At 43.1% G+C, this 12,772-nt stretch carries 11 protein-coding genes and 1 tRNA gene; 5 read left to right on the top strand and 7 right to left on the bottom strand.

Features of this window, described 5'->3' with window-relative positions; genetic code table 11:
- Nucleotides 1–225: 225 nt before the first annotated feature.
- From accA to gpmI, 5 genes are all read right to left on the bottom strand, one after another.
- Entirely contained in the window at nucleotides 226–1,164 is a 939-nt protein-coding gene (gene accA / locus OA34_RS12430; RefSeq protein WP_039675848.1) for an acetyl-CoA carboxylase carboxyl transferase subunit alpha, read from the bottom strand.
- A 9-nt stretch (nucleotides 1,165–1,173) separates the two neighbouring features.
- Nucleotides 1,174–2,382: a beta-ketoacyl-ACP synthase II gene (locus tag OA34_RS12425; RefSeq protein WP_039675846.1), complete on the bottom strand. Its 1,209-nt coding sequence runs from the start codon at nucleotides 2,380–2,382 to the stop codon at nucleotides 1,174–1,176.
- Between the two features lie 71 nt (nucleotides 2,383–2,453).
- Nucleotides 2,454–2,684 carry an acyl carrier protein gene (gene acpP, locus OA34_RS12420; protein WP_012857599.1) on the bottom strand — a complete coding sequence of 77 codons (231 nt, stop codon included), beginning with the start codon at nucleotides 2,682–2,684 and terminating at the stop codon, nucleotides 2,454–2,456.
- A 67-nt stretch (nucleotides 2,685–2,751) separates the two neighbouring features.
- On the bottom strand, nucleotides 2,752–3,495 hold the full coding sequence (gene fabG / locus OA34_RS12415) for a 3-oxoacyl-ACP reductase FabG (protein ID WP_039675843.1): 744 nt from the start codon (nucleotides 3,493–3,495) through the stop codon (nucleotides 2,752–2,754).
- 35 nt (nucleotides 3,496–3,530) lie between these two features.
- Entirely contained in the window at nucleotides 3,531–5,021 is a 1,491-nt protein-coding gene (gene gpmI, locus OA34_RS12410) for a 2,3-bisphosphoglycerate-independent phosphoglycerate mutase (RefSeq protein ID WP_039675841.1), read from the bottom strand.
- A gap of 129 nt (nucleotides 5,022–5,150) precedes the next feature.
- On the opposite strand from gpmI, the gene mraY reads away from it, so the two are divergent.
- The 5 genes from mraY to OA34_RS12385 all read left to right on the top strand — a co-directional run bounded on the left by mraY (nucleotide 5,151) and on the right by OA34_RS12385 (nucleotide 9,583).
- On the top strand, nucleotides 5,151–6,215 hold the full coding sequence (gene mraY, locus OA34_RS12405; RefSeq protein ID WP_039675839.1) for a phospho-N-acetylmuramoyl-pentapeptide-transferase: 1,065 nt from the start codon (nucleotides 5,151–5,153) through the stop codon (nucleotides 6,213–6,215).
- On the top strand, nucleotides 6,212–7,408 hold the full coding sequence (gene murD, locus OA34_RS12400) for a UDP-N-acetylmuramoyl-L-alanine--D-glutamate ligase (protein WP_039675837.1): 1,197 nt from the start codon (nucleotides 6,212–6,214) through the stop codon (nucleotides 7,406–7,408). Before mraY ends, murD begins: the two co-directional genes overlap by 4 nt.
- A 41-nt stretch (nucleotides 7,409–7,449) precedes the next feature.
- Nucleotides 7,450–7,525: transfer RNA gene (locus OA34_RS12395), tRNA-Phe, on the top strand.
- Between the two features lie 189 nt (nucleotides 7,526–7,714).
- A complete protein-coding gene (locus OA34_RS12390; RefSeq protein WP_039675835.1) occupies nucleotides 7,715–8,935 on the top strand; it encodes a tyrosine-type recombinase/integrase in 1,221 nt (406 codons plus the stop codon).
- Nucleotides 8,936–8,983: 48 nt separating this feature from the next.
- The gene (locus OA34_RS12385) at nucleotides 8,984–9,583 is read left to right on the top strand and encodes a hypothetical protein (protein ID WP_039675833.1); all 600 of its coding nucleotides are present in this window, start codon (nucleotides 8,984–8,986) and stop codon (nucleotides 9,581–9,583) included.
- 81 nt (nucleotides 9,584–9,664) lie between these two features.
- Here the strand turns inward: OA34_RS12385 and OA34_RS12380 are convergent, their stop codons facing one another.
- Both OA34_RS12380 and OA34_RS12375 read right to left on the bottom strand, forming a co-directional pair.
- A complete protein-coding gene (locus OA34_RS12380) occupies nucleotides 9,665–10,417 on the bottom strand; it encodes a hypothetical protein (protein WP_039675830.1) in 753 nt (250 codons plus the stop codon).
- Between the two features lie 3 nt (nucleotides 10,418–10,420).
- Nucleotides 10,421–12,673 carry a hypothetical protein gene (locus OA34_RS12375; RefSeq protein WP_039675828.1) on the bottom strand — a complete coding sequence of 751 codons (2,253 nt, stop codon included), beginning with the start codon at nucleotides 12,671–12,673 and terminating at the stop codon, nucleotides 10,421–10,423.
- Between the last annotated feature and the right edge of the window lie 99 nt (nucleotides 12,674–12,772).

Genomic DNA, 12,772 nt, shown 5'->3' with positions numbered 1-12,772 from the left:
CGCAAAATCAAGTGATCTCTTATATGGAGAAAGTCGGCGATCGTAAAAAAGCCGAACGCGAAGACCTCGGTTATAAGTTAATCGGCTATATGGTACTTTTCACGCTTCTTGCGTTTGCTTGGAAAGTTAAAATCTGGAAAGAAGTGCACTAACGTGCGAAGAAGAGGAGCCATGTGAATGCATGGCTCTTTTTTTTACAGTAACCGCTCACACAAAAAAACGCGCTTAGCGTTCCTCGTATGCTCCGATAGAAAGAATCTTTTCGTAACGCTTATCCATACGTTCTTGATCACTCAATTGATCTAACTCTTGCAACGACTTAATAAAATAATCCCCCAAAGCCTTAATCGCACTCTCTTTATCGCGATGTCCGCCGACAAGCGGTTCGTCGACGATCGCATCGATTAATTTCAATCCGTAAAGATCGTCTGCGGTGATTTTCATCGCTTTGGTCGCATTTTCCTGTTTAGAAGGGTCGTTCCATAAAATGGCGGCACATCCTTCCGGAGAAATAACGGAAAAAACGGAATATCGCATCATCGCCACACGGTCGGCAACGCCTATGGCTAAAGCACCGCCGCTTCCGCCCTCTCCGATCACGACGGCAACACTTTGGGTATTCAATCGACTCAATTCCAAAAGATTTTTGGCAATTGCTTCGCTTTGACCGCGTTCTTCCGCCGCAATGCCCGGATACGCGCCCGGGGTGTCAATTAAAAACAAGATAGGCAGGTTAAATTTTTCCGCCATCTTTGCTAAACGCAATGCTTTTCGATAGCCTTCGGGATGCGGCATACCGAAATTTCGTTTGATTTTATTTTTGGTTCCGCGTCCTTTTTGTTCGCCGATAATCATTGTCTTTCGTCCGGCTAAATAGCCGATATAGCCGACAATTGCAGCATCGTCGGCAAAATTACGATCTCCGTGAACTTCGTAACTCTCTTTCAACAAACCTCGAATATAGTCCAAAGCATACGGACGATCGGGATGGCGGGCGAGTTGAAGTTTTTGGTATTCACTGAGATTTTTATAGGTTTTAGAGATCTCTTTGGCGAGATTTTTTTCCAAGATTTCAACGGCATGTGCATCGCCTTTGATTTTTGCACCGGCAATATCTTCGTCGATTTGTTTAATACCGTTTTCAAACTCTAAATAGGTTGCCACTCTTTGTCCTTATACGCGCTTAAAAATGACGGAGCCGTTGGTTCCGCCAAAGCCGAATGAGTTACTCATAATATAGTGAGCTTTGCATTTTCGAGCCGTATTGGGGATATAATCCAAATCGCATTCGGGATCGGGGTTTTCGTAATTGATCGTCGGAGGCAAGATTTCATCGCGCATCGCCATAAGGCAGATAACCGCTTCAATAGCACCCGCTGCACCCAAGCAGTGACCGATTTGACCTTTGGTAGAGCTGATTTGCGGTACGTTTGCACCGAAAAGCTCTTTAATCGCGGCCGTTTCGTTTTTATCGTTTGCCGGCGTGCTCGTTCCGTGTGCGTTGATATAATCGATACGAGGAGAACCTGCCATTTCGTATGCCGCTTTCATCGCACGGTAAGGACCGTCCATGCTCGGAGAAGTGATATGGCTGGCGTCGGCACTTTCACCGAATCCAACCACTTCGCCGTAAATGTGCGCACCTCTAGCGACCGCATCGTCGTAAAGTTCGAGGACTAACGCGCCCGCACCCTCGCCCATAATAAAACCGTCACGTTCCGCATCAAACGGACGTGAAGCACGTTGGGGATCGTCGTTGCGCGTCGAAAGTGCTTTCATCGACGAAAATCCGCCGATACCCGCCGCACAAATTGCCGCCTCGGCACCGACGACAAGCATTTTTTTCGCACCGCCCGTTAAAATCGTTTTCGTTGCGTCGCTAATCGCATGCGTTCCCGCCGCACATGCCGTTACCGAAGAGAGGTTCGGCCCTTTTAAACCGTACTCGATCGAAACCATACCGCCTAACATGTTAATTAACGCGGAAGGAATAAAAAATGGAGAAATTTTACGAGGGCCTGCGGTATTGACGATCACGGAGTTTTTTTCGATGACGATCAATCCACCGATACCCGAAGCCGAACTGACGCCGAAACGCTCGGACTCAAAACTTTCAAATTTTGCATCATGCATCGCTTCTTTTGCGGCGGCAAGTCCTAGCTGAATAAAACGGTCGGCTTTTTTGACTTCTTTGGGATTCATAATCGTATTGGGATCAAAGCCGATGATTTCGCCGGCGATAGTCACAGAATGTTCGGTCGCATCAAACGAACTAATGCTTTTAATGCCACATTGACCTTCAACGATAGCTTTAAAAGAACTCTCTTTATCCAAACCCAGTGAATTAATCATTCCTATACCGGTAACAACGACTCTTTTCAAATTTTTATCCTCTTTTGTGATCTAATGGGGAGTGGGAGAGCCCGATCAAACGGGCTTTATGCGTTATGAAATTATTTGTGTGCTTCAATGTAAGACATTGCATCTTTGACGGTGACGATTTTTTCAGCGTCGGTGTCGGGAATTTCGATATCGAATTTCTCTTCAAGTGCCATAACGAGTTCAACAACGTCCAAAGAGTCCGCGCCCAAATCTTCTACAAATTTTGACTCTTCTTTTACCTCGTCGGGATTTACGTTTAATTGTTCAACAACGACCGCTTTTACATCATCGAATAGTGCCATTTAATAGCTCCTTTAAAAAATTTTCACTATTTTATCAAAAAAAACTTTAATTTGAATTTGGCATCGCTTACATGTACATGCCGCCGTTGACTTTTAGCACTTCTCCCGTGATATAAGCGGCACTATCACTGAGTAAAAAAGCGACCGCTTCTGCGATGTCCTTAGGCGTTCCGAAACGCTTCAACGGAATCTTCGACGTATAACTTTCTTTAATCTCGTCGCTTAATTTATCGGTCATTTCCGTCGCGATAAGACCGGGCGTTACGGCGTTAAAACGTACGTCTCTGGCACTTCCTTCTTGCGCGAAACTTTTGGTCATCGCAATCAAACCGCCTTTGCTCGCACTGTAATTGACTTGTCCCGCATTGCCCGTTTCGCCGACGATCGAAGCGATATTGACGACGCTACCGAAACGCTTTTTGCTCATCGTTTTGAGTGCTTCGCGGCATCCTACGAACGCCGACGTCAGATTGATATCGATGACGGACGTAAAATCCTCTTTTTTCATACGAATCGCCAATTTATCGTTGGTAATACCCGCATTGTTGACCAAATACGAGAGTTCTCCGTCGCTATCGACGATCGTTTTGATACCTTCGACAAAGGCTTCTTCGTCCGTAACGTCAAAGCCGATTACCGCCGCTACGCCGCCGTTTGCTTCGATTTGCGCTTTGATTGCGTCGGCTTGCTCGGGGCGTGAACGATAGTTGATCCATACTTTTAACCCGTATTGCGCCAACGTCAAGGCGATCTCTTGACCGATACCGCTTGCCGCACCCGTAACTAAAACATTTTTTCCGCTAAATTTCATTGATCTTTCCTTTGTTAAATCTTGACATGTAGAGTCTAAAACGACACCAACGGTGCATCCATTTCAGATGGAATTTCAAGCCCCATCAACGCTAAAACCGTCGGCGCGATATGATTCAGCGCGCCTTTGCGAACGTGTTTGACGCGCTTGTCCAACACGAAAGCGTAGACGTCGAAAGTCGTGTGGTTTGTTAATTTGGCTCCCGTTTCGTCGAACATCTGCTCGCAATTTCCGTGATCGCTCGTCAGTACCACGGAATAATCCGCCGCCGAAGCTTTGTCGAACAACCGTCCCAACGCCTCATCCACCGCTTCAACGGCTTTGATGGCAGCGTCTAGACTTCCCGTATGCCCGACCATATCACCGTTAGCAAAATTGACGACGATAAAATCGTACGCTGCGTCCATCGCGCTTAAAACCGCGTCGGCAACGGCTTTCGCACTCATTTGAGGCTCCAAATCGTACGTTTTGACTTTGGGGCTGGGAACTAAAAGTCTGGTTTCGCCGACTTTAGGCTCTTCCACGCCGCCGTTAAAGAAAAACGTAACATGAGCGTATTTTTCCGTTTCCGCCGTATGAAACTGAGAAAGTCCCGCCGCCGAAACCACGTCGCTTAAGACGTTTTGAGGTGTTTGCGATTCGAACAAAATCGCAAACGGATACGTGCTATCGTACTCGCTCATCGTCACGCACTCCACACCGTTTAGCGTGCGCGAGAACTCGCCGAACTCTTTAAAACCGATCGCACGGGAAAGCTCGCGCATACGATCGTTTCTAAAATTGGCGAAGATAACGCCGTCCTCACTTTTAATACCCTGAAAACCCTCAAGCGCAACCGGCTCGATAAACTCGTCGGTAATGCCTTTATCGTACATCGACTGCACGTAGGCTTTGGCACCGAGCGTCGTTTTAGGCGTTGCATCTACGATAGCGCGGTATCCTTGTTCGATTCGTTCCCAACGGTTGTCGCGATCCATACTAAAAAAACGTCCCGAAATCGACGCAATGCCGATATGTTCCGTGCAAATGCTTTCCAAACGTTCCACGAACGAGACGCCCGACGTCGGCGAAACATCACGCCCGTCGGTAATGACATGTAAGCGTACCGTTTTGCCTTGAGCTTCCGCAATGTGCGCCAACGCGATAATATGTTCGATATGCGAATGCACGCCGCCGTCGCTTGCAAGCCCTACGATATGAATATCGCCCTTGACATGTAACAAAGACGTCAACGCCGGATTGCTCGCTAAAGATCCGTCTTGCGCTGCTAAAGAAATCTTGACGAGGTTTTGGTACAAAACACGTCCGCTACCGATGCACATGTGTCCGACTTCGCTGTTGCCCATCTGCCCCTCGGGAAGCCCGACGCTAAGTCCCGAAGTCGCAACCAACGCGTAGGGTACTTCCTTAAAAAGCCGTTCATACGTCGGTTTATGCGCCATAGCGAAGGCATTGGCGGTATCGGAAGCATTGTGCCCGATACCGTCCGTAATAATCAGTAAGGTTTTTTGAATCTGCGGTTTCAAATCCCACCCTTTGTTATAAGCTTATAAGCAATATGGTACTAAAATGTTGCTTTTAGACTTCTTTTATAGCCTATCGCGCATAGGCCGTAAAAGAGGTCTAGTATCCTTAACTTTTTGGAAATACACTTTATGTTTTACTTTTTATACCAACTCACGTCGATCAATATTTTTCAATATATTACCGTTAGAGCGGGATTTGCTTTTTTCTTCAGTTTTATTCTGACGATTTATCTGATGCCCAAATTTATTCGATGGGCAAAAGCGCGCAACGCAAGCCAACCGATCTACGATCTTGCCCCCAAAACCCACCAACAAAAAGGCAAAACGCCTACAATGGGCGGATTGGTCTTTTTATGCGCCTCGACTATTGCCATTTTGATTAACGCACGTATGGACAATCTTTTCGTCATCGGAGGTCTAGCGTGTTTAGTGCTCTTCGGCCTTATCGGCGTCCAAGACGACCTCTCCAAAATTTTGGGCAAAAGCAACACTGCGGGACTGAGTCCTAGAGGCAAACTCTTGTTACAAATTGCCGCTTCGCTCGTCATTGCTTTGACGCTCTACATCGCCGTCGACATGAATACCCATTTTTTTATTCCTTTTTACAAATTTCCGCTTTTCGATATGCATCTTTTTGCGATCGCTTTTTGGATTTTAGTCATGGTTTCCGCCAGTAACGCGGTCAATCTCACCGACGGACTCGACGGACTTGCAACAGTACCTTCCATCTTTTCTATTTTATCGCTCGGCGTTTTTGTTTACGTCGGCGGCAATGCGTATTTAAGCGGTTATTTATTGCTTCCTAAAGTCGGAGGAAGCGGCGAAGTGGTCATCGTCGCCACGGCCGTTATGGGTTCGCTCGTCGGTTTTTTATGGTTCAATTGCTACCCCGCCGAAGTTTTTATGGGCGATAGCGGAAGCCTGAGTATCGGCTCGTTTATCGGTTATATGGCGATTATTTCTAAAAATGAGATTTTGTTGTTTCTCGTCGGGTTTGTCTTCGTCCTAGAAACCGTATCGGTTATTTTACAAGTAGGCAGTTATAAAACACGCAAAAAACGGATCTTTCTTATGGCGCCGATCCATCACCACTTTGAGGTAAAAGGTTGGCCGGAAAACAAGATTATCGTGCGATTTTGGATTCTCGCATTGATGTCAAATCTTTTAGCACTAACGGCATTGAAAATCAGATGACAATAACACTCTTCGGACACGGAAAAACAACCAAAGCTATTGCGGCAAAATTTAGCGGACAATGTCAGATCTTCGACGATCATTTTACCGAACCAAGTACGGACGAATACGGTAATCGTTTGTTACCGCCCTCTTGCTTCGATCCCGAACAAAGCGACGTTGAAATCCCAAGCCCCGGATTTCCCTCCAACCATCCGCTTATCGTTAAAGCCAAACACGTCACAAGCGAGTACGACTTTTTTAAAGAGCAAATGCCCTTTTCGATTTGGATCAGCGGAACCAACGGAAAGACGACAACGACGCAAATTTGCGAACATCTGCTCCAAGACAAAGGCGCATGTGCCGGCGGTAACATCGGAACGCCCTTGGCCGCCATCGACGAAAAAGCAACGATATGGATTTTGGAAACCAGTTCGTTCACGTTTCACTATACAAAAATCACGGCACCCGATATTTACTTGCTTCTTCCGATCAAACCTGATCATTTGACGTGGCACGGAAGTATGGAAGCCTACATCGAAGCAAAACTTTCCGTTTTGAGGCGTATGAAAGAAGGCAGCGTAGCCGTTGTTCCCAAAGCCTTCGCCGATACGCCAACACTTGCCCATATCGTGGCTTATGAAAACGAAACGGATTTAGCGCAACACGTAGGAATCGACATCGACCGCATTCACTTCAAATCGCCGTTTTTACTCGATGCCGTACTCGCTGCATGTGCACAAAAAATTTTACTCGATACGGTCGATTATGCCCACCTCAATACGTTTAAAATCGACCACTATAAAATCGAAGAGTTTCACGATACGCAAGGACGCCTCTGGGTCGACGACTCTAAAGGCACCAACGTCGATGCGACCGTGGAAGCGTTAAAGCGTTATAAAGACAAGCAGATTTTACTGGTGCTCGGAGGCGACGACAAAGGCGTTGATTTGCAAGAACTTTTCGACTTTATGAAAACCTTACATGTCAAGATTTTTGCTATCGGTTCCAATACCGAAAGACTGGCTTCTTTGGCGCAAAAAGAGGGTGTTTGGCTCTCAAAATGCTTTATTCTCGAAGAAGCGATGAAGCAAATTCACGCTGTCCATACAAAAGAGACCGTCGCCCTCCTTTCTCCCGCGGCGGCAAGTTTGGATCAGTTTAAATCCTATGCCCATCGCGGCGATCGTTTCAAAGAGTTGGCACTAAGCTAGTATTAAAGTTTTTAAGCTATAATTTCAACTCTTCAAAACGTGGCTGGATAGCTCAGTCGGTAGAGCAGGAGACTGAAAATCTCCGTGTCGGCGGTTCGATTCCGTCTCCAGCCACCACTCATCAATTTCTTACAATCCAAAATCATTTTCTAAGTCCACAAAAGCCCTAAACAAAGGGATTCTCATTGTATCTTACGTCTCTTTAAGTCCACCAATATCTCTCTTAGTCCAAAAATCTTTACAGTAATTTATACAGTAACTGTTATAATTACCGTAAAAAATGAAAGAGAGTTACTGTAAAAAACTATGCCAAAGTCGATAGCGCCGCTTTCCGAAGCACTTATCAGAACTGCGAAAAGAAAAGACAAAGATTACAAACTTTATGACGGTGCTGGATTAGCTTTGCTGATCTATGCGAATGAAAATAGACAAAAACTTTGGCTCTTTGATTACTCCTTCCAAAACAAAAGAAAAAGTATCTCTTTCGGAACTTATCCACAAGTCTCACTTGCAGAAGCACGTAAAAAAAGACAAGAGGCCAAAGATAAAATTGCTGACGGTATTGATCCATCAGAAGATAGAAAAGAAAAAAAAGCTACTCAAAATTTAACATTCAAAGATATTGCCGAAAAATGGCTTTTATTACATGAAGATAAAATCACAAAAAATACTTTTGTTAGAAAAAAAGGATGGTTAACTAACCACATTTATCCGCTTTTTGGGGATAAGGACTTTGTTGAGATAAAACGTATTGACATTATTAATCTTTTACAATCTTTACAAGAACAAGGCATAGCAGAAACTGCTGATCGTATTTCAAATATGCTGAATTCGATTTGGCGATATGCAGCCATGTTAGAAATTGTGGAATACAACATTATTGCAGCAATCGACAAAAAAGTAATTCTTCCTCCAAGACAAAAAAACCATTACCCTACAATTACTGATCCGAAAGAGATAAGTATGCTTTTACAAGCTATAGATAGCTATAAAGGCGATATTAATACCAAGCTGGCCCTTACCTTCTCCCCTTACGTTTTTTTACGTTCTTACAATGTTAGGGCTCTTGAGTGGAAAGAAGTAGATTTTGAAAAAAAAGAAATTAGAATTCCAGCCGACAAAATGAAAATGCCTGCTCCACATATTGTACCATTAACAGATCGTACAATGAATATATTGAAACAAGCTTATGCACTTAGTGCCCATTGTAGTAAGTATGTATTTCCGTCTTCTATCTCAAATCTGAAAATCATGAGTGCAAATACACTAAATCAAGCAATTAGACGCTTAGGTTATGGGAAAGAAGAAATGGTTTATCACGGTTTTAGAGCTATGGCTTCCACAATTATGCATGAGAAAATTGGTGAGCATAGTATTCATAGTGATGCAATTGAAAGGCAACTAGCACATGCTGAACGATCCGGAGTAAAAGCAGCATATAACCATGCAGAATATTTAAAAGAGAGAAGAACTCTAATGCAATGGTGGAGTGATTATCTAGATATACTCAAAAAGTTTAATGTATAATGTATAATGTATGAAATACTACAAAATAATTAATCAAGGAGTTTTCCCTTGTCGAAAATTATGACCATATCAGATTATGCACGTTTAGAAAAATTTGACATTAGAGGGCTTATTTTTACACTTACATTTAGTATTGCCGCATTAATTGCTTCTGCAACTTTGGTCATTCCTTTTCTGGTTACATTACCGCTCTGGGTTATCAAATGGCCGCTGTCTTTTGTGACAAACCATTCAGGGGCTATTTCAGATGCCATTATTGTATCATATTGGCTTTTTATATATCTTTGGGCAACAAAATTGCCGTTATGGACAGTCAGAATTGTCTACTTTTTTGGGATTTTCAATTTGTTTATCGCTTTAGGGTACACATATAAAGGCGTATCCCGTGGTATTGATAACAACTTATTTTTTTTCCCATCTGCGCCAACAACCACTAATTGGGTTCTGATCGCGATTTTATGCGCCGTTTATCTGGTAGTAATGTATAAAATTGCCAAATTGGGGCATAAAAAATATCTTGCAAAATGGAGACAATTAGAAGAGGCTGAGAAAGAAGAAGCGGCACAATACACCACATGTCCATTCTGTGCAGAAACCATTTTGGCAAAAGCTAACGTGTGCAAACACTGTGGAAGAGATTTAATTTAGAGAGGAAACAACCTCTCTAAATCGCTCTTTCAGCCCTTTTGAAAAAAGGTACCTCTTTCCTTACTAAACGTGCTCTTGTTCTTAATTTGAAGAGTTGAAGTAGGCATCTAGTAAGCTTTCTGGGGAAGAACTACTGCTTGATGTACTGCTTGTACTTGATGATGATCCTCGTGAACCAATACTAACTGTGCCGCTCATACCCATCCTTGCAATTCTCTTGTAGAAGTTAGTATACATTTCCTTGGTACTGGATGCTGTGCCCCACTCTTTGAAATTGAGCGTTTGGCTATTAAACATGATTTTATTGAGCGTACCTTGATAAAAGACTGTCAAAATCACGGCAACAAAACCGCATGCTACAAGTTTAACCAGATCGCTTTTAAATTTACTCATCGTATCTTGCTGTGTAAAATTCAAGATCCTGTCACTTAGTATATACACTGCCACAAAATTAACGACCGGTACTGCAATAATCAAATAGTAAAGTACCATTCCCATTAGATCTGCCGAATTGTACGCGGCCTTAACCCATGCATTCGTGGCACCAGCAGCCGAAGCGCTCCAGAACGTATTAATGAGCCTGGTACTCTGTAGGTCCGTATACATTAAGTCCCATATATTACAAAACATAACCGTGCCGATCGTTGCAATCAGATGCAATAAGAAAGGCACTGCTAAAAATTTAACGAGGCTCGCTTCAGGGTTTTGTTGCTGAGAGACGAGCGATCGGCCGATGCCGTAAAAATACGGCAAGGTCATCGCACACACAAAAACGGTTCCAAACAAAAGGCTAAGAATGGGTTCCTTAGCCTGTGTAATAATGATGCTATCCATAGTTTATACCTTTTTTATTTGGCGTATGGATTGCATGATTTGCTGGAGCTGTTCATCTAGAGTATCGCTTTTCCCAAAGCTCAAGTTTTCTAAAATGAGATCAACAAATTTACCGACAATTTTGAATGACAAGAACATCGCAATAAGTGTCATGGCAATATGCAGAGTTCCTCCAAAAAGTTGGTATGCAAAACTTGAGACTATCGCATCGCCGGCTGTTTGCGCAAAACGAGAACTAAGATACGTACCAATCGAAGTAGTGATCCAATACGCTTCAAGTCCAAAAAACACGGATATTGGGAATGCCACTATTTTTGCAAAAAGGCGGATACCCCTGCCGAAAAAGCCAAAAATATTCTCTGTACTATTGCTCCAGATCGCTAGGAGCACCGCAAAAAAACCGCTTATAAAATACGCGATGATCTGATAAAAAAGCGTGATACCGATAACTAAAGAGACTATGGTCATGATGAGTAGCGGTGCGATACTGAGTGCAATTTGTACCGTCATGATGGCCATCGCTGCGCCAATCGCGGCACCTAATCCTTTAAAGATTGATGATAGAAAAGGTATACCATCAGCACCTGGTGTTAAGTTGGTAACGGTTGAAATGATCGTACCCGTACCCGGGAACATCAAATAAGGGATGTTATACGCCACTTTGTCAATAAAATCTTTATCGTTATTCGCAGCTTGTTGTGTATTTTTGGCACTTTCTAGCTCCAATTCAGCTAACGATGCCGGTAAAAAGGCAGCGCTTAAAAAACCCCAATCCGATATCGCTTTATACTGAGCTTTGACCACTGAGAGAACGTGTTCTCGAGCCTGAACCTCCTCTTCACTGCTACCGCTTCTCAAAAATTGCAAATTTTGGTTTAATTTGAATTGCCCTTCTCTATAGGCTCTTTCTATCTGCCCACACTGAGAAAATGTCACCGAATTAGAAGGAATATGACTCAAGTTGCTTAAAAAATCAAAATAAGGCGAAGATACCACATTAGGGATGTTTAAAACTTCCTTCATGTGTAACTCTTTTTCGGTCAAAGGAAAAATAAACTTGCCACTCGTGCCAACATATTCTTTGATCTTATCGACGTCATAGATCTCTGTACAGCGAGTGTATTCTGCTTGAGTTTTTGCAACGAATTGCTCTAGGACCTTCTGCTCGGCGGCTGTTTGATAAAGAGCTTCCGTGCTCTTAAATCCTCTCTCTTTTAAAAGTGCACTGAATACGGCATCATGAACTTTAACATTGACGGAATTACCCAGTTTTCCGCCACTCTCAAAGAAAAATTGCAAAAATTGATGAAACTTGGATTGTTGAAATCTTTGTGTTGAATTAATCGAAAAATCAACTGCCGGCACAAGAAAAAGAAGGATTGCACTAACTAACGCAATAATCCAAAGTAGTGCTTCAGGTCCTTTATTCTCTCTTTCCTGCTTGTGAAAAATACGTACGATAACGCCTGACTTCAGAAAGTATGCAACAACAAATAATAAAATTAAAATAAAAGTCGTGGTATTAACAATGTCGGTTATCTTACTCATAAACTCAAAAATAGCTACAGTTTTTGAGTTTAAAGAATCGGTAGCAAGATCCGACAATGGGGCGCTGGCATTGGCAGTATTTTCAGTCAGCGCCGTATAGCCTGGTTGCAATTTAATCGATCCAGCAGCTATGCTTTGTACCAAATCGATCTTTTCACCATCAAGAGTCATCACCGCAATTAAAAGATCGCTTAGGTTTAACTGCTGATCATTAAGCGCTGCTGCACGACTTGATGCTTCACTTTTCGCTGCGTCTAATGCCGATTTTTCTGCCGCCATTTTTGAGGCGACATTTTGCAAATACGCCGATGTTTCAACACTTGCCACGTCTGGTGTCCAACGTGCTTTACAGGCAGGGTTCGTATACGTAAAATTTTGAAACGCACGATCGATGTTTTTACTAGTATAAACTAAACAATTCACTTTGCCGGTTTTGAGATCCGCGTTATGGCGACGAATGATAAGGTCTCCTTTAGCGGCCGCTGGACAAGAAAGATCTGAATAACTTTCACACTGTGAAGAGATATTAAACGGTGCTAAAATGCCCGTAGAATTTTCAGCAGATATTTCCGTCTCGATAGGTACCATGTCATTTTCAAGAATGCTTTCTAAAAGCACTTTTTTACGGGCTTCCATGCCAATATTTTCAGTATTTATAGATGCAGCATTACAAAATACTGCCAATAATAAAAGAATAAGCATCTTCATTTTTGCCCCTTTGGCTTAGGTAAAAAATCGTAAATCGTTGTTTGATAAAAACACATCATTTTTGACTCCTTTTTTTGATTTACATATATTCGCTTGAAA

It is taken from the genome of Sulfurospirillum sp. MES, assembly GCF_000789415.1.
Taxonomy (GTDB): domain Bacteria; phylum Campylobacterota; class Campylobacteria; order Campylobacterales; family Sulfurospirillaceae; genus Sulfurospirillum; species Sulfurospirillum cavolei.
Note: the sequence above shows the minus strand (reverse complement) of the source record. Positions and strands in the feature narration are given on the sequence as shown.